The following is an 18,435-nucleotide window of genomic DNA, read 5'->3' as shown; positions in this document are numbered from 1 at the left end:
TTTTTAGTATTCATTTTCAAAGTGTTGCAATGGATATTACATAGTAACTGGTTTATAGTTTGTATCTGGAATGAAGATTGCAATAAAAATAGATTGAAAGAAAAAAGATGTATCGGTCAATAGGCTGGTAATCTCCAGAGTTTAGTGTTTCTGTGTCTGTTTATCAGGTACATTATTAACATTTATTATATTAAAGGATCAGCATGCGCGGTTTAGTTTCATTTTTATTATTAGCGTCTGCCTTGTCAGTAACCTGTGTTGATGCACAAGACAGTGGCCAGCTTAAAGGACCTAAAGGTGTTGATTACGGTGAGCAAGGTCGATCTATTGGCCCTATAAAATCGACTGATACACTGTGGCGTATTGCAGCGAAAGTACGTCCTAATAACTCGGTATCTATATATCAAGTTATGCAAGCTTTATATAATAAAAACCCTCAATCTTTTCATGAACAAAACCTCAATCACATGAGAAGCGGCGCCTACTTAAAGATCCCTTCTTTAAGCGAAATTCGTAATGTAAACCCACAATTAGCAAAACAGCGTTCTGAGCAAGATGATGAGCTTTGGGAAAAGAAAAAAAATGGCACTCTCACTCAAACTGATATTAGTACAGCCCAAACCAAGGTCACTCAAGCACGCAAAATTGATGTAGACGATGCTAAAAAAGAATTAAAACAAGAAATTAATACAATTAAAGCAGAGCAAACGACTCAGTTAATTGAGTTGCAACAACAATTCAAATCTTCGGTTAATAATGTAGAAGCCATCTTAGATGAAAATAATAAACTCAAACAACAGCTAACCGGTATTTCAAGTGAACTTGAAAATGTAAAAAAACAATTAGGGCAAGACAGCGAAATACAACAACAATTAAAAGAGTTAATCGCTCAGCAGAATGAATTAATTGCCCAGCAAAAAGCAGAGAAAATGAAAGAGAGTGAAAGCATCGATTTTTCACAACTGCTTAGTAATCCTATTGTGTTAGCCTTGTTAATGACAATCCCGGGGCTCGCTATTATTTTTGCTATTTTTATGTTTTTACGCAAGCGTAAAAACAGCGATGAAGTACCGAACGACGAAGATGACTTTTTACCACAAGCCCCAGTTGTCGGTGGTGAAAGTGATAACTTTAATCACGATGATCCTATAATTCCCGATCCTTTAGATGATATTAGTGTTCAGCTAGACGATACGCTTTCACAAGATGATGCGCTTGATGATGAGCTAGATGATTTCGCAGAGGATGGCCCCATTCTTGAGCAAGATGAGATTGAGGGGCTACTTGATGATGATATCGTTTTTGATGATGAAAAAACCGATGATGATGTTGATATCTTTATGCAGCAAGGTTTCGACCAAGACGATGATAGCCTTGAAGATATTACGCTTGATGTTGATGAACAGCAAAATGACGGTGATATTTTAAGTTCAGATGATTTAGATAGTCTATTTAATGAGATTGACGATGATAGCAGTGATGCTAAATCAGATGAGAGTACCCCAGAGCAAGATGATATTGCTGCACTAAGCGAAGAGCTAGCTCAAGATGATGATTTTGATATAGATAGCTTGATAGAAGAATCAGCCGATAGTATCGATATAGCATCAGAGCCAAGTAATAATTTTGATGATGATGAATTCAATTTAGATGATATAGATAGTTTAATTGACGGGGCAACCGACGCTCAATCTGACGATGAAGTGCAGCAAAATACGGATATAGCTTCAAGCGAACTCGACGATGAGTTTGATTTAGATGACATTGATGGACTGATTGATGAAGCGGCTGACTCGGCCATTGGCTCAGCACAAACAGATGAATTGGTTGATGAAGAAGACTTTGATTTAGATGACATTGATGGACTGATTGATGAAGCGGCTGACTCGGCAACTGACTCAGCACAAACAGATGAATTGGTTGATGAAGATGACTTTGATTTAGATGACATTGATGGACTGATTGATGAAGCGGCTGACTCGGCCATTGGCTCAGCACAAACAGATGAATTGGTTGATGAAGAAGACTTTGATTTAGATGACATTGATGGACTGATTGATGAAGCGGCTGACTCGGCAATTGACTCAGCACAAACAGATGAATTGGTTGATGAAGAAGACTTTGATTTAGATGACATTGACGGCTTGCTTGATGAAGCGGCTGACTCGGCAACTGACTCAGTACAAACGGATGAGCTGGTTGATGAAGATGACTTTGATTTAGATGACATTGACGGCTTGCTTGATGAAGCGGCTGACTCGGCCATTGACTCAGTACAAACGGATGAGCTGGTTGATGAAGATGACTTTGATTTAGATGACATTGATGGACTGATTGATGAAGCGGCTGACTCGGCAACTGACTCAGCACAAACAGATGAATTGGTTGATGAAGAAGAGTTTGATTTAGATGACATTGACGGTTTGCTTGATGAAGCGGCTGATGATCAATCACACGAGTTTACAGAGCAAGAGTTAACAACTTTAGCTGATGAGTTAGTTGATGAAGACGACAGCGAGTTAACAGCGGCAGGCCTAGCAGTTGACGCACAGCCGACAGAGCAAGAGCTAATAGCTTTAGCTGATGAATTAGTCGACGAAGATGAACCTGCTTCTAGCCACGATACGCAATTAAATGCGGCTTTATCTGATTCAATTGAAGACTTAGCACAAGCGAGTGAAAATTTTAACTCAGAAGAAGCTGAATCATTTGCATCAACATTAGTTGACGAAGAAGAGCCCGAGCTTTTAGATGAACCTGAGCTTTTAGAAGAGCCTGAGCTTTTAGAAGAACCTGAGCTTTTAGAAGAACCTGAGCTTTTAGAAGAACCTGAGCTTTTAGAAGAACCAGCGCTTTTAGAAGAGCCTGAGCTTTCCGATGAGCCTGAGCTTATAGAAGAACCTGAGCTTTTAGAAGAGCCTGAGCTTGTAGAAGAACCTGAGCTTGTAGAAGAGCCAGAGCTTATAGAAGAACCTGATCTTTTAGAAGAGCCTGAGCTTTTGGATGAACCTGAGCTTGTAGAAGAGCCAGAGCTTTTAGAAGAACCTGAGGTTTCCGATGAGCCTGAGCTTGTAGAAGAGCCAGCGCTTTTAGAAGAGCCAGCGCTTTTAGAAGAGCCTGAGCTTTTAGAAGAGCCTGAGCTTGTAGAAGAGCCTGAGCTTTTAGAAGAACCTGAGCTTTTAGAAGAACCTGAGCTTATAGAAGAATCTGAGCTTTTAGAAGAACCTGAGCTTTTAGAAGAACCCGAGTTTGTAGAAGAGCCTGAGCTTTTAGAAGAACTTGAGCTTGTAGAAGAGCCAGAGCTTGTAGAAGAACCAGCGCTTTTAGAAGAGCCTGAGCTTGTAGAAGAGCCAGAGCTTGTAGAAGAACCAGCGCTTTTAGAAGAGCCTGAGCTTTTAGAAGAGCCTGAGCTTTTAGAAGAACCTGAGCCTGTAGAAGAACCTGAGCCTGTAGAAGAACCTGAATTTTTAGAAGAACCAGCGCTTGTAGAAGAGCCTGAGCTTGAAGTTTCAGATGATTTTACTGACACCTCGACAACACTTTTAGACCCTGAAGATGCGTTAGATGAATATAACGACGATACTTTAAAAAGTGTAGATGAGCTGCTCAATGAGATAGAACAAGTAAGCGATGATGAGTACGTAGAGCCTCCACAGTGGAGTACTGAAGAGCTTGATGATACTGACGAAATTGAAATTGACTTAGGTGATGACCCATTAGACGTTATCAATGATGACATTGATCTTTTCAATGACGAGGAAACGGTAACCCTTGATGATTCGCAAGAGTCGGTAACAATAAGTGAAGAACTTGAAAGTTATCCCGTCCTTGAGTTAAATGAAGATGAACTTACCGATTTAGACAGTGATACCGATGACTCTACGGTTGATATTGAGACCGAGCAATCAACGAGTCAGGCTGAGCGAGACTTGGCAAATGCAATTACCCAAGACAATGATTTTGATAGTCTTGACGATGAATTTGATGACGAAGTTATTATTGAAGATGAGTACGCCACACAAACGCAAAGCGAGGATAAAGACGCGACTGAGTCTGTAAACTCATCATTTGATGATAGCCTATTAGATGAAGCATTTACCGATGAATTAGCGGCGCAAACGCCTGCCGATGAAGAAACATTAGCCATGCAAGAGGCGACCGCTACTAGCAATGAAGTGATTGCTGATGAAACGCTTGATGATGAGTTTATGGCGGACTTCACACAAACCGACTTTGACTCTTTATTAAATGAGCTGGCAGAGGCAGAGCCATTAAATATAGAAGATAGTGAAGAGTTTAATGTTGATTTTGATAGCTTACTTGCCGAAGATTTAGAAGATGTTGAAGCGCTACCAAACAACTTAGATATTGATGATACTGCGGTTGAAAAAGTAAATGACACCGATCAAGAGTTAGTTGATATTGATTCTCTAATTGAACAAAGTGATGATGCTGAGTTAGAGCATGAACCTTATAATGATGTGGATATGGACGTTGGCTTAGGTGATTTCGAAAGCTTACTTGCGGGTGATAACCCAACCGATGTTGACAATGAAAGCAATGGATATAGTGCAAAGTTAGATTTAGCTCGTGCTTATATCGAAATAGACGATTTTGACTCAGCATTAGAAGTGATTAATGAAGTGATAGAAAATGGCCCTGATGAAGTGCAACAAGAAGCACTCACATTAAAAGAAAAGCTTAAATAAATAAAAATGTAATGTTATATAAAGGGGTAAACAGGGTTTACCCCTTTTTTTATATGACGAGTTGCTTTTATTGCAAGCATAGATAGCATAAAATGCCTCGTTCATTAGCACTGTAGGTAAAATAGTAATTATGCGAGTAGCACTGGGAGTTGAATACAATGGCGCACGTTATAGTGGATGGCAACGTCAATCTCATGTAAATAGCGTTCAGCAAGAAGTAGAAAAAGCATTGTCGCGCATTTGTAACCACCCAGTTGAAATCGTGTGTGCAGGTCGTACTGATGCCGGTGTGCATGGTACTGGACAAGTGGTTCATTTTGATACGCATGCCGATCGTGAAATGGTCGCATTCACTATGGGTATGAATACTTTATTACCTAAAGATATCGCTATTCGTTTTGCAAAGCCTGTGGCTGAAGATTTTCATGCTCGCTTTAGTGCTACAGCGAGGCGTTACCGTTATGTGATTTATAACTATGCTTATCGTGGTGCGGTTATGAATGAAGGGGTGACGCATTTTCACCATCCATTAGATGAAATTAAAATGCAGCAAGCTTGCCAGTATTTAATAGGGGAGCATGATTTTACTTCCTTTCGTGCTTTACATTGCCAGGCTAATACCGCGACACGTACTATTCATCATTTATCGGTAAAGCGCCAAGGTGACTATGTCATAATCGATATCAAAGCGAATGCATTTTTACACCATATGGTTCGTAATATTACCGGTTGTTTAATGGACATTGGGTTACATAAACATGAGCCAGACTGGTTAAAAGAACTTCTTGATTATAAGGAGCGTGCAAAAGCGAGTGCGACGGCGAAAGCAGCCGGTTTGTATTTAGTTGATGTTGATTACCCAGAGCATTTTAGTATTCCATCAACCCCGTTAGGGCCGCTATTTTTACCTGATTCAGATAATTAATTGGTAAAACTGTTCTGGTTTCGCCACTACTAAGACCAGTTTTTTATACCGTATAAACGTAATTCATGTTTTAATTGAAAAAATTTGTCTGCAACTATGTATGCAGACTCACGGCACACAATAGCTTGAAGAGAGTTGCTAATGAGTTGGTTAGAAAAGATCTTACCTAAAACGACTAAATCATCTGGTCGTAAAGAAATTCCAGAGGGCGTTTGGGCTAAATGCACAGCGTGTGATTCAATTTTATACAAAGCAGAGTTAGAGAAGTCATTAAACGTTTGTCCTAAGTGCGACCACCACATGCGTGTTTCAGGTCGTAAGCGTTTAGAGAATTTTTTAGATGAAGGGGAGCGTGTTGAGCTAGGTAGCGAACATGAACCTAAAGACGTATTAAAGTTTAAAGATTCTAAAAAGTATTCAGACCGTATTTCTGCAGCACAAAAAGCCAGTGGCGAAAAAGATGCGTTAGTTGCTATGAAAGGACGCTTAAAAGGCATTCCAGTTGCTGCTGTTGCCTTTGAGTTCTCTTTTATGGGTGGCTCTATGGCATCGGTTGTGGGTGCTCGGTTTGTCGATGCAGTTGATCAGTGTTTAAAATATGATATGCCATTAATCTGTTTCTCAGCATCAGGCGGTGCACGAATGCAAGAGGCATTAATGTCGTTAATGCAAATGGCAAAAACAAGTGCAGCCCTTGCTAAAATGAGCGAAAAAGGCCTACCTTTTATTTCGGTAATGACAGACCCAACAATGGGGGGAGTATCTGCATCACTAGCTATGCTTGGCGATATTAACGTTGCTGAACCAAAAGCATTAATTGGATTTGCAGGACCGCGCGTTATTGAGCAAACTGTACGTGAAACATTACCAGAAGGCTTTCAGCGTAGTGAGTTCCTATTAGAGCACGGTGCAATTGATATGATTATTGACCGTCGTGAAATGCGTGATACCTTAGCCAGAGTACTTGCTAAATTTATGAACTTGCCTTCTACAGAACAAGAGCATAGAGTAGCATAAATTTCAGCTTTACCGATTACATGCTATGACACAAAACATTCCTAGCCAATCATCAAGCCTTGATGATTGGCTTTGTTATTTAGAGCGCGTTCACCCAGCTAATATTGCAATGGGGTTAGAGCGAGTTGCCACTGTTGCTCAACAGGTTGGCTTACTTAACACCTCAAGTAAAATTTTGCTCATTGGTGGTACCAATGGCAAAGGCACTACAGCACGCTGCTTAGAAACATTACTACTTGCGCAAGGTTATAGCGTAGGCACTTATGCATCCCCACACCTTATTCATTACAATGAACGTGTAAGAATTAATGGCAAAGAATTGGCTGACCAATATCATGTCGATGCCTTTAACTTATTAGAGCAAGGCAGAGGCGAAACACCTTTAACTTATTTTGAATATGGTACTTTGGGTGCATTAGCAATTTTTAAACGCCATGCAGTTGATTTTGTGCTTTTAGAAGTCGGTTTAGGAGGGCGCTTTGATGCAACAAATATAGTGACTCCTTATGCAAGTGTGATCACTACAATCGATTTAGATCACAAAGAATACCTTGGTGATACACGTGAATTAGTGGCGTACGATAAAGCCGGTATTTTTCGTGAAAATACACCGGCCATTATTGGTGAACTCAATACACCGCATACCATGACCGATTACGCGAATGAAATTAATGCAAACATGTATTTATCAGGTACTGATTTTTTATTTTCAGAGCAAACAGAATCATTTACTTGGCAGTATCTCGATAACTTAATGACTTTGCCTAAGCCCGCGATCCCTTGTCAAAATGCAGCAACAGCATTAACAACATTAAGTGTGTTAGGTTTACTGCCAGAGACAAACATCATTAAAGATTGTTTAGCTTCACTGCAAGTAGAAGGTCGATTTGAACAATTACAGCAGCACCCTTTATTATTTACAGATGTTGCGCACAACCCAGAGTCTGCTCGTTATTTAGCACATAAGTTAACCGCTTATAAAGATAAAGGCTTTAAAATTCATGCTTTAGCCGCTATGCTAGCTGACAAAGACAAACAAGGCGTGTTAGCGCAGCTAACCGATGTTGTTGATGTATGGTCTCTAGCCGGGTTAGACTGCTTTCGGGGAGATACCCTAGAGAATATGAAAAGTGCCATGGATGCGGTATCGAATAATAAAGCGCATCAAGGATACACGACGGTAGCGGATGCGCTTGATGCAATTTTACCTGTTCAAGACGATAAAACGTTAGTTATTGTATTTGGCTCTTTTTTTACCGTGGCAGCGGCTATTAATTATTTTAAAAAATAGAGAGGATTCTGGTGAACTCAGGTTTTATAAATCGCTTAGTAGGTACAAGTATTGTAGTGATTGCTGCAATTGTGTTTATTCCCAATATTCTTGATGGTGAAAAAACACATTATAAAGAAGGCTTTAAAGCGATACCGGAGCGCTCAGAGTTTAAAACGATTGATTTGCAAGAATCAATCGATGATAAAGTCGCCTCTGCACGCCCTTTAAAACAAGAGACAATCGAGGATATTGAACCATTAGATAGCCCAGTTATTGCTGAAAATGATGAAAGTCAATATGCCAGCGAGCCAGCGATTGTTACTGCACAAGTAGAGCCACAAAATAACGACTCGGTGGCTAACGAAGTAGAAACACCTGAAGAAAAACCTGCGGTAACAAAAAAACTGAACGTGAATGAAGTTAAAGAAGACGTTAAGGTTGCTGCAAAAATAGAAAAGATTGAACCTCGCAGCAGTGATGATAATTTAAGTGATATGGCTTATGTTATTCAGCTTGGTAGCTTTTCTCATGCAGCAAACGTAAAAGCGTTACAAGCTAAATTAAAAGCGAAAGGCTTTACTACATTTACTAAACCAATAAAAACACCTAATGGCACGTTAACGAAAGTGTTTGTTGGCCCTTCATTAAACAAAGATGAGTTACAGGCTAAATTACCAAAATTAAAATCATTAACTAAGCTCAACGGTAAAATCACTCGTTTTAAAGTCACCGAGTGATAATATAAAAAGCCTTGTTTAACAAGGCTTTTTCCCATCAAAAGTATTTCTAATATTTAGCTTATTTACATTAATCAATACAGGGTTATCTCCCGTATTAACTTGCAAATAGACAATGTTTGGGTATAAAATGCGCCCCAAAATAGCGACTAATTGGTTATTATGATCTGGGTTGATTACGCCATTCTTGGCATTATTGCACTGTCTACCATTATAGGTTTAATTCGCGGCTTCGTTAAAGAAGCTATGTCTTTAGCTGTATGGGCTGGGGCATTTGTCATCTCTAGTTTATTTTACCAATATTTAGCTTCCTTCCTAACAAGTATTTCTGAACCCCTTTTAAGAAATGCTGCGGCCATTGCCATATTATTCTTTGCGACGCTTTTGTTAGGCGGTTTACTAAACTATATTTTAGGTGAGCTTGTACAGCGTACTGGTTTATCGGGTACTGACCGAGTTTTTGGCTTAGTGTTTGGTGCCCTACGAGGCGTGTTGGTCGTGAGCGCGTTACTCTTCTTTCTTGATGCTTTTACCGGTGCACCCAATACGCAGTGGTGGAGTACTTCTATTTTGATTCCAGAATTTGGCTTTGTTGTTGAATGGTTTTTCTCATACCTAGAAAACAACTCAAGCTTTTTAAATTCAGTAAACCGTTAATCGGCGAGGATAAATTTCATGTGTGGTATCGTTGGGATAGTCGGAACATCTCCTGTAAATCAGGCGATTTATGATGGCTTAACTGTTTTGCAACACCGAGGCCAAGATGCCGCGGGGATTATTACCATAGAAAATAATACCTTTAGTTTGCGCAAAGCAAATGGCTTAGTGAAAGATGTTTTTCACACCCGCCATATGAAGCGTTTACAAGGTAATATTGGTATTGGTCATGTACGCTATCCGACAGCTGGTTCTTCTAGCTCATCAGAAGCGCAGCCTTTTTATGTTAACTCACCTTATGGTATTGCTTTAGCACATAATGGCAACTTAACAAACGCAGAAGCGCTTAAAAAGCAATTGTTTAGCGAAGCTCGTCGTCATGTTAATACAACTTCTGACTCTGAAATCTTACTTAATATCATGGCACATGAACTGAGTAAGTCAGAAAAACTAAAACTGGATGCAGAAGACATTTTTAATGCTGTTGCAGAAGTAAACAATAAAGTAAGCGGCGGATATGCCACGATTGCTATGATCATTGGTCACGGTATTGTGGCATTTCGTGATCCAAACGGTGTACGTCCACTTGCTTTTGGTAAGCGAGAGACAGAGCAAGGCACCGAATATATGTTTGCTTCTGAAAGTGTTGCGTTAAAACCTGATGGGTTTGAGTTTATTCGTGATGTTGCACCAGGCGAAGCAATTTATGTCACTGAAACAGGTGAATTTCATTCGAAACCTTGTTCAGAAAAGTCATTATATTCACCATGCATTTTTGAGTTTGTGTATTTTGCACGCCCAGATTCAACAATAGATAACATGTCGGTTTATGCAACACGTGTAAACATGGGGACTAAACTCGGCGAAAAAATCTCGCGTGAATGGGCTGATAAAGATATTGACGTGGTGATACCCATTCCTGAAACTTCGTGTGATGTCGCATTAGAAATAGCACGAGCACTTGATTTACCGTATCGACAAGGGTTTGTAAAAAACCGATATATTGGACGTACGTTTATCATGCCAGGACAAGAGCAGCGTAAAAAGTCAGTACGTCAAAAGCTCAATGCGATTGACCGTGAGTTTAAAGGTAAAAATGTACTTTTAGTTGATGACTCTATTGTTCGTGGTACTACATCTGCACAAATAGTTGAAATGGCTCGAGAGTCTGGCGCAAAAAATGTGTATTTTGCATCTGCGGCACCGGAAATACGTTTCCCAAATGTGTATGGTATTGATATGCCATCTGCTAAAGAATTAATTGCTCATGGCCGTGATGTTGATAACATAAATGAAAGCATTGGAGCTGATGGCTTAATCTTCCAATCTTTATCTGATTTAGTTGCAGCGGTTAGCCAAGAAAACCCAGAAGTGACTAGATTTGAAACCTCGGTTTTTGATGGGCAATATATCACCGGAGATATTGATCAAGATTATTTAAATCACATTGATAAATTACGTAATGATAGTGCAAAATCAACACGAGAAAATGCAATGTCTGCTGGTTTAGAAATTCATAATCAAGATGAAAATGAAGCTGATTGATTAATGTGTAACTGATATTAATTAATAAAAAAGGAGCTTAATTGCTCCTTTTTTATCTTTAACTCTAAGTAAACTTGGGGCTAATTAGTCCATTCGTCCAAAAGATTGCGGTGATTGCTAAAATAGTCACCAATAAAATTAATCCGCATGTAACCACTGAGCTGGCATAAATAAAGCCTCTTTCTTGTGGGATGTGCATTAAAATTGGCACTCCGGTATAAAGTAAGTATACCGAATAGGCTAATGCAATGAGACCCATACAAACAACAAACCAAAGCGCTGGGTAAAACGCAGCGAGTGCCGACATAAATACCGGTGTGGCAGTATAAGCAGCAAGCTCTAGTGTTTGTGTAAAGGTTGGTTTAGCACCAAATGTGGTCGCCATCCAATAAGACAAATAAGCTAATGCAAATACGCCAACAATTAATGCAAAGTACATCATAATAGCGATGAGCATAGCACTGCTTGCAGTTAAAAATACTAGATCGCCACTGCCGATACTCCACCCTAAATATACAGATGAGTAATAACCCATTACACAGGGGAATAAAGCAATTAACACTATATGGGATAAACAATAAGTTACATTTTCGTGGCGGTTATCAATTGTTTGCCACTCTTCCAGTGGATGGGTATAAAACCCCCAAAGATGATTTAATATCATATCTATTCTCCAATTATAGTCAGTGCAATTTAGATTAAATATTATACGAAACACTTAAGGGTATGGTTCAGTTATTAGTTAAAGTCAAATTTACAGCTTTTTAACATTTCATGTTTTTTTGTTAAACACCCGCTTAATTATTCTTTGTGACCTAATATAGAGAGTAAAGGAGCCCTTATCATTAGCAAAGAAAGGTTGCGCCACATTGTATTTATTAAACAACGTCGATGGTTTTTCGTGTTAAAATAAGCACACTGTTTAAATAATCGCACTTAACAATAATGTATACAGAATTACTTGCTCCAATACACAGCTTTTTAAAATGTGAAACGCCCGATGCTTGGGTCACCGAAGCGACTAAAAAAGAAAATTTAGCCGTTGTATTAATTGATCATTTGATATGTGAGCTTAAAGCGGCGCAGTCGGCTATGTTTTTAATTCGTAAGTATGCGGTAGATAAAGACAGTAGTGATGCACTACTTGAGTGGCTAAAACCGTTTGAAACACTTATTTATAAACGTGAAGGTAATTGGCGTGATTTAGCAGCAAAAAATAAGTTAACTAAATCCATTATTCCTAAATCAAACTCGCCTTATGGCCAAGAGTTAATTGATAAAATGGTGATGCTAATAAAAGAAGAGTTGCATCATTTTTATCAAGTGCTCGAAATCATGGATGAATATGGGGTTGAATATAAAAGTATTACGCCATGTCGCTACGCTAAAGGTATGCTGCGTAATGTGAAAACATTTGAACCGAATGCCCTGGTTGATAAGCTAATAGTGGGGGCTTACATTGAGGCACGTTCGTGTGAGCGTTTTGCTAAATTAGCGCCACATGTTGATAAACGCTTAGGTGACTTTTATATATCGTTATTACGTTCTGAAGCGCGTCATTATCAAGATTATTTAACTTTAGCGCAAGACATTGCCGATTTTGATATAACTGAGCGAGTGCAAGAATTTGCTGATATAGAAGCTGAGTTAATTCAATCGCCCGATGAAGATTTTAAGTTTCACAGTGGCGTTCCTCAACAAATAGCATAAAGTGACTATGGTGCAGGTGTTATTTTAAAATAGCTAAATAACACTGCATTTATAGAAGAGCTTATCATTTTATAAATGCGATATAATCCGCTATTTCTTGCTGACTAAAGTGATGTTTTTTTAAGATCTTTTGTAGCTCACCATTTGCTTTAATTTTATCAATTCCGTTTTCAAATGCAGCGAGTTTTTCTGCACCTAACTTATCGGCCTTTGCAATAATTAAATGAACGTTATGTTTCGCAATATTCGGCTCCATATACTCAATTTTTATCTGACTACTTGCTGGAATTAATGCTTGTTCTTTTAATATATGCTCGCCATTTTTTTTTGTTCCAGCAGCTAATTCAACACGGCCATTAATTAATAATGTTAAACACGTTTTTAAATCTTCGCTCATTGTTACGATGAGATCTTTATTATTGCTGAACTCTTCACTTACTAAATAATTTTTACCGGCACATATACTGTGATTTTTTATAGAATCTAATACGCCATTGTATTTAATTTTATTATCACTGCGCTTAAAAAAACCTGTTTTTGCTTGTGCAATAGCACGCGAGTAATAAAAAACTTCATTACGTGATTTTGAATAGTAAGCGCCCAATAATGCGGTCCTTTTACTACGCTCAGTTAATTTTATTGCGCGTGACCATGATGTTAACTCTATTGTGCTGTTTATGTTTTGACTTGATAAAGCCGCTTGTGTGACATCGACTAACCAGCTATTACCTGATGCTTCACTTGAAATATAAGGTGGGAAACTTTGTGTGACTATTTGCCAACTAGGATGTGCGAGAACATTAACAGAAAAGAATAATAGTAAGGTACTGCTTAAATTTTTTATCATTACTGGGCCTATATATTTAATTGCTAGCGGTAAATGCACATAAACATATACCCAGTATATGTAGCGATGAGTAGAAATGTAAATTTATACTAATTTTTGTTCATTAGGCGTGACAACTAAATAGGACCCTTGAGTGTACCAATCGCCTAATACGGTACGTGTTAAAGTTTGGCCATCGACAGTGTATGTATGAACATGAGGGCGGTGAGTATGACCATGAATCATATTTTTTACACCATGCTTGGCAAAAGTGTGCAATACACTTTCGGTTGTGACATCTAGAATATCGAGAGATGTATTGGCTTGGTTTTTTTTGCTTTTATCTCGCGCTTTACGCGCGACTTTTTTTCTGTACCACAAAGGCATCGCAAGCATTAATCTAGGCCACCACCAACCACGACTTTTTGTTCTAAATTTTTGATATTCAATGTCTTGAGTACACATTTCATCGCCATGTAAAATAACGGTTGCCGTGCCATATAAATCGACGACAACTTGCTCGGGCAATAACGTCATTCCGGCCTGTTTTGCGTAAGCTTCTCGTAAAATGAAATCTCGATTACCATGAATAAAATAAACAGGGGTGCCATTATCGCTTACTTTCTTTAGTGCTTTTGCAACCGTGATTGATAGCTCGGTGTGGTAATCATCACCAACCCAAACTTCAAAAAAATCTCCTAATATATACAGTGCGTCGACGTGTTTATTAATAATGTGGGTGTTTAAAAACGAATAAAAGTGTTCGCTAATATCAGGGCGGTTTTCACTAAGGTGTAAATCTGCAATAAAATATGTTTGGCAAGTCATAATAGTTCAATCAAATAAAGCGGGCGATAGCGCCCGCAAATTTCCCAAAAAGGGATGTAATTAGCTTACAGTAACACTTTCAATAACCACGTCTTCAAGTGGTACGTCTTGATGGAAACCGTTGCTGCCTGTTGCCACACCTTTAATTTTATTAACGATGTCCATTCCTTCAACAACTTCAGCAAATACACAGTAACCCCAACCTTGCGAAGTTTCGCTGCTGTGGTTTAAAAAGTCGTTATTGTTAACGTTGATGAAAAATTGCGCTGTTGCCGAATGTGGATCGGGTGTACGCGCCATCGCTAATGTGCCGATTTTATTCGAAAGGCCATTATTAGCTTCGTTTTGAATTGGATCGTTTACTTCTTTTTGTTCCATGCCTGCGATAAAACCACCGCCTTGAACCATGAATCCATCAATAACACGGTGGAAAATAGTGCCATTATAAAAACCTGAGTTAGCGTACTCTAAAAAGTTTTTAACGGTATTTGGTGCTTCGTTTTCGTTCATTTTAATGGTGATATCACCAAAGTTAGTGTGTAAAACAACCATGAAGTTTCCTATTAACTGGTTTAAATATTGCGGCTATTTTATCGTAGTTAGCGAAGATTAACAAAGACCAAGTTTAGTTTGTTAAACATATGCATAAAGCGCTAGAGCAGGGGCTTTTCAAGTGGTAACATAGTCATTCATGTAAATAGTCGAGGACTTAAAGTAAATGGTAAATATATATAACACACTCACGCGACAAAAAGAGCAATTTAAACCGATGGTTGACGGCAAAGTCAGCATGTATGTGTGTGGTATAACAATTTACGATTACTGTCATATTGGTCATGCGCGCACATTTGTCGGGTTTGATGTTATTGTTCGCTACCTTCGCCACATCGGTTACGACTTAAAGTATGTGCGTAATATCACAGATGTTGACGATAAAATTATTAAACGTGCTAATGAAAATGGTGAGTCAATTAATGCACTTACTACACGTATGACACAAGCTATGCATGAAGATTTTGATAACTTAAACATGCAACGTCCAGATGTCGAACCGACGGTGACAAACCATATGGGTGAAATCATTGAAATGGTCGAGCGCCTAATTACAAAAGGTCATGCCTATGTCGCAGCAGATGGTGATGTACTTTTCGATGTATCTACTTTTGAACACTATGGTGCGCTATCGCAACAAGATTTAAGCATGTTACAAGCGGGCTCTCGTGTTGAAGTTGCTCAAGATAAAGATGATCCACTGGATTTTGTATTGTGGAAAAAAGCCAAAGCAGGCGAACCATCTTGGTCATCGCCATGGGGTGAAGGGCGTCCAGGTTGGCATATCGAATGTTCGGCAATGAGCTCTAAGCATCTAGGTGATCATTTTGATATTCATGGTGGGGGCTCCGATCTTCAGTTTCCGCATCACGAAAACGAAATTGCGCAATCATGCTGTGCAAACAACGGTAAATACGTTAATACCTGGATACACACCGGTATGGTGCAGGTAAATAAAGAAAAAATGTCTAAATCATTAGATAACTTTTTTACTGTACGAGAAGTGCTAAAGCAGTACGATGCTGAGTCGGTACGTTACTTTTTAATATCGGGGCATTACCGTAGCCAGCTTAATTATTCGCAAGAAAATTTAGATCAAGCTCGTTCATCGCTTGAGCGTATTTACACTGCGTTACGCGGTGTAACCCCGGTTGAATGTGATTTAACTGATAACCCTTACGTTGCTAAATTTAGAACTGCAATGAATGATGATTTTAATACACCCGAAGCGTTGCCCGTTTTATTTGAACTAGCTAAAGAGCTAAATAGGGTAAAAGAAACCGACCCCCAAGAAGCCGCTAAGTTAGCGTTTGTATTACGCACTATTAGTGAAGTTTTAGGGGTAGCGCAGCAAGACCCTGAGACTTTTTTACAAGGTGCTCAAGATAACGATGAAGTTGCAACTATTGAAGCACTGATTGTGAAACGTAATGAAGCTCGAACAAGCAAAGATTGGGCTGCGGCTGATGAAGCGCGTGATGCGTTAAACGCTCTAGGGGTTGTGCTTGAGGATTCAGCAGGTAAAACCACATGGCGTAAAGCGTAATTAATGTTGAAAATTAAAAAGGGTTGCCAATTGGCAACCCTTTTTTAATGAAGCTATTTTTAGCTGTGGTACTTTTCACAGGCTTCTAATGTGTTTTCTATTAAACTGGCAACAGTCATCGGGCCAACGCCCCCTGGAACTGGGGTAATAAAATCAGCTCTTTGCTCTGCAATATTATATTCAACGTCACCAACAAGCTTACCAGTCTCTAAACGATTAATACCGACATCAATAACAACGGCACCGTCTTTCACCCACTCACCAGGAATGAATTCAGGTTTGCCAACGGCCACGACCAGTAAGTCAGCGCGGCGAACATGAGTTTCTAAATCTTGTGTAAATTTATGACATACCGTTGTGGTACAACCGGCCAATAACAGCTCAAGCGACATAGGGCGACCAACAATATTTGATGCCCCAACGACAACCGCATGCATTCCTTTATATCTTACGCCTGTTGAATCAAGTAAGGTTATTATGCCTTTAGGAGTACACGGGCGCAGGGCTGGCATACGCTGTGCTAAACGACCAATATTATATGGGTGGAAGCCATCTACATCTTTGTGTGGGGTGATACGCTCGAGAATTTTTTCAGCGTCAAGGCCATCTGGTAATGGGAGTTGTACTAATATGCCATCTATTTCAGGGTCTGAGTTTAACTCGTCAATTAATGACAAAAGTGTATCTTCGTTAGTATCTATAGGAAGATCGTAAGATTTAGATACAAAACCAACTTCGTCACATGCCTTACGTTTAGAGCCAACGTAAACTTGGCTAGCAGGATCGAGCCCTACCAATACAACTGCAAGTCCAGGAGCACGTAATCCTTTAGCTACGCGTTCGGTTACGCGTTCAGCGACATTACTTCTTACTTGTTTTGCGATTGCTTTACCATCAATGATGTTTGCCGTCATGGGAAACCTTTAATTAGGGGTTAAATACTTGATACTGATACTTTAAAAACGTGCATTAAAAATAGGGGTAAAATGCCAATAAAGAAATCTACACTTTATTTTGTTTTTAATTTCCAGCACATTTTCGCAGAAAAGCACTACAGCGCCAAGTCGCTTTTGTATACTTTTTAATATAAAGGGATTAATAAAATAAAACAGCCAGTATTTTTAGTTAAATAAAGCATACATGCATCGCACTTTACACTTTGTATTGAGTGCCTTGAGCTAGAAATTATATTATTTCGATACATTTCAACGCGAATTATTAGCATTATTTAACCATAATGACCTAAAAATGAGCAGTTGATTGTTTTTATAAAAAAAATGTTTGACCTAACCCAGTCAAATCACTATTATGCACCCCGTTGTCAACGAGGTCACTCGTTAACAATTGTAAGCATCGGCGATTAGCGCAGTTTGGTAGCGCACTTGGTTTGGGTCCAAGGGGTCGCAGGTTCAAATCCTGCATCGCCGACCACTTTTTTATAAGTGTTAAAACATAGTTAGGTAAACCTAGTGTTGTTATAAACATGCTTATAGATTAAGTTGTTAATTAGCTTACAGGTAAACTATGAAGTTTTCGATGCGCCCGTAGCTCAGCTGGATAGAGCAACGCCCTTCTAAGGCGTTGGTCGAAGGTTCGAATCCTTCCGGGTGCGCCATTTGAAAACATGTAAATACCGTGGTGATTGTAGCTCAGTTGGTAGAGCCCCGGATTGTGATTCCGGTTGTCGTGGGTTCGAGCCCCATCAGTCACCCCAATTTACTAGAATATCGGCGATTAGCGCAGTTTGGTAGCGCACTTGGTTTGGGTCCAAGGGGTCGCAGGTTCAAATCCTGCATCGCCGACCACTTCTTAATATAGTTTTCAGTTATAACATGTAATATCGGCGATTAGCGCAGTTTGGTAGCGCACTTGGTTTGGGTCCAAGGGGTCGCAGGTTCAAATCCTGCATCGCCGACCACTTTTCTACTGCTTTTCAGCAATTCCTTTTTTATCGATTATATCTAGTGCTTAACTTCTTTTTTAACTCACTAACGTTTTTTATTTTTAAGCCTTATCTGTAATATATTTATTTTATCTAAAGTTTAAGCCCGATGGGTATAACACACCTCTTTTTACGCATTACGATAAATCCATCTTGAGAAATACTGTT

The 18,435-nt window shown here is 39.2% G+C and carries 14 protein-coding genes and 5 tRNA genes; 14 read left to right on the top strand and 5 right to left on the bottom strand.

Annotated features, from left to right (window positions below):
- The first annotated feature begins 203 nt into the window (after positions 1–203).
- The 7 genes from J8L70_RS01290 (at position 204) to purF (ending at position 10,863) form a co-directional block, all read left to right on the top strand.
- Entirely contained in the window at positions 204–4,709 is a 4,506-nt protein-coding gene (locus J8L70_RS01290; protein ID WP_211053662.1) for a FimV/HubP family polar landmark protein, read from the top strand.
- Positions 4,710–4,839: 130 nt separating this feature from the next.
- Positions 4,840–5,634: a tRNA pseudouridine(38-40) synthase TruA gene (gene truA / locus J8L70_RS01285; RefSeq protein ID WP_211053661.1), complete on the top strand. Its 795-nt coding sequence runs from the start codon at positions 4,840–4,842 to the stop codon at positions 5,632–5,634.
- A gap of 141 nt (positions 5,635–5,775) precedes the next feature.
- A complete protein-coding gene (gene accD, locus J8L70_RS01280; protein WP_211053660.1) occupies positions 5,776–6,651 on the top strand; it encodes an acetyl-CoA carboxylase, carboxyltransferase subunit beta in 876 nt (291 codons plus the stop codon).
- Between the two features lie 25 nt (positions 6,652–6,676).
- A complete protein-coding gene (gene folC, locus J8L70_RS01275; protein ID WP_211053659.1) occupies positions 6,677–7,942 on the top strand; it encodes a bifunctional tetrahydrofolate synthase/dihydrofolate synthase in 1,266 nt (421 codons plus the stop codon).
- 11 nt (positions 7,943–7,953) lie between these two features.
- Positions 7,954–8,661, top strand: a complete 708-nt coding sequence (locus tag J8L70_RS01270; RefSeq protein ID WP_211053658.1) for an SPOR domain-containing protein — start codon at positions 7,954–7,956, stop codon at positions 8,659–8,661.
- Positions 8,662–8,823: 162 nt separating this feature from the next.
- Complete coding sequence (locus J8L70_RS01265; protein WP_211053657.1) at positions 8,824–9,318, top strand: CvpA family protein; 495 nt, start codon at positions 8,824–8,826, stop codon at positions 9,316–9,318.
- An 18-nt stretch (positions 9,319–9,336) separates the two neighbouring features.
- Positions 9,337–10,863: an amidophosphoribosyltransferase gene (gene purF, locus J8L70_RS01260; protein ID WP_211053656.1), complete on the top strand. Its 1,527-nt coding sequence runs from the start codon at positions 9,337–9,339 to the stop codon at positions 10,861–10,863.
- Between the two features lie 64 nt (positions 10,864–10,927).
- Here purF and J8L70_RS01255 read toward each other — a convergent pair whose 3' ends face one another.
- On the bottom strand, positions 10,928–11,527 hold the full coding sequence (locus J8L70_RS01255) for a Yip1 family protein (RefSeq protein WP_211053655.1): 600 nt from the start codon (positions 11,525–11,527) through the stop codon (positions 10,928–10,930).
- Positions 11,528–11,805: 278 nt separating this feature from the next.
- Between J8L70_RS01255 and miaE the strand changes: the two genes are divergently transcribed.
- Positions 11,806–12,573 carry a tRNA isopentenyl-2-thiomethyl-A-37 hydroxylase MiaE gene (miaE, locus tag J8L70_RS01250; protein WP_211053990.1) on the top strand — a complete coding sequence of 256 codons (768 nt, stop codon included), beginning with the start codon at positions 11,806–11,808 and terminating at the stop codon, positions 12,571–12,573.
- A gap of 64 nt (positions 12,574–12,637) precedes the next feature.
- Here miaE and J8L70_RS01245 read toward each other — a convergent pair whose 3' ends face one another.
- From J8L70_RS01245 to J8L70_RS01235, 3 genes are all read right to left on the bottom strand, one after another.
- Positions 12,638–13,420, bottom strand: coding sequence for a transporter substrate-binding domain-containing protein (locus J8L70_RS01245; protein ID WP_211053654.1), 783 nt, complete (start codon positions 13,418–13,420; stop codon positions 12,638–12,640).
- Positions 13,421–13,504: 84 nt separating this feature from the next.
- Complete coding sequence (locus J8L70_RS01240) at positions 13,505–14,227, bottom strand: UDP-2,3-diacylglucosamine diphosphatase (protein WP_211053653.1); 723 nt, start codon at positions 14,225–14,227, stop codon at positions 13,505–13,507.
- A gap of 60 nt (positions 14,228–14,287) precedes the next feature.
- Positions 14,288–14,779, bottom strand: coding sequence for a peptidylprolyl isomerase (locus J8L70_RS01235; RefSeq protein ID WP_211053652.1), 492 nt, complete (start codon positions 14,777–14,779; stop codon positions 14,288–14,290).
- A gap of 166 nt (positions 14,780–14,945) precedes the next feature.
- On the opposite strand from J8L70_RS01235, the gene cysS reads away from it, so the two are divergent.
- Positions 14,946–16,325 (top strand): cysteine--tRNA ligase, encoded by a 1,380-nt coding sequence (gene cysS, locus J8L70_RS01230; RefSeq protein ID WP_211053651.1) that lies wholly within the window; start codon positions 14,946–14,948, stop codon positions 16,323–16,325.
- A gap of 59 nt (positions 16,326–16,384) precedes the next feature.
- On the opposite strand, the gene folD is transcribed toward cysS, so the two are convergent.
- Complete coding sequence (gene folD, locus J8L70_RS01225) at positions 16,385–17,239, bottom strand: bifunctional methylenetetrahydrofolate dehydrogenase/methenyltetrahydrofolate cyclohydrolase FolD (RefSeq protein ID WP_211053650.1); 855 nt, start codon at positions 17,237–17,239, stop codon at positions 16,385–16,387.
- A 440-nt stretch (positions 17,240–17,679) separates the two neighbouring features.
- Between folD and J8L70_RS01220 the strand changes: the two genes are divergently transcribed.
- The 5 genes from J8L70_RS01220 to J8L70_RS01200 all read left to right on the top strand — a co-directional run bounded on the left by J8L70_RS01220 (position 17,680) and on the right by J8L70_RS01200 (position 18,243).
- A tRNA-Pro gene (locus J8L70_RS01220) sits at positions 17,680–17,756 on the top strand.
- 107 nt (positions 17,757–17,863) lie between these two features.
- A tRNA-Arg gene (locus J8L70_RS01215) sits at positions 17,864–17,940 on the top strand.
- A gap of 23 nt (positions 17,941–17,963) precedes the next feature.
- Positions 17,964–18,039, top strand: a tRNA-His gene (locus J8L70_RS01210).
- A gap of 14 nt (positions 18,040–18,053) precedes the next feature.
- Positions 18,054–18,130 (top strand) — tRNA-Pro (locus J8L70_RS01205).
- Between the two features lie 36 nt (positions 18,131–18,166).
- A tRNA-Pro gene (locus J8L70_RS01200) sits at positions 18,167–18,243 on the top strand.
- Positions 18,244–18,435 lie beyond the last annotated feature (192 nt).

Source organism: Pseudoalteromonas sp. MMG010 (assembly GCF_018100905.1).
Classification (GTDB): Bacteria; Pseudomonadota; Gammaproteobacteria; order Enterobacterales; family Alteromonadaceae; genus Pseudoalteromonas.
The sequence above is the reverse complement of the archived record's forward strand: the minus strand, read 5'-3'. Positions and strand labels throughout refer to the sequence as shown.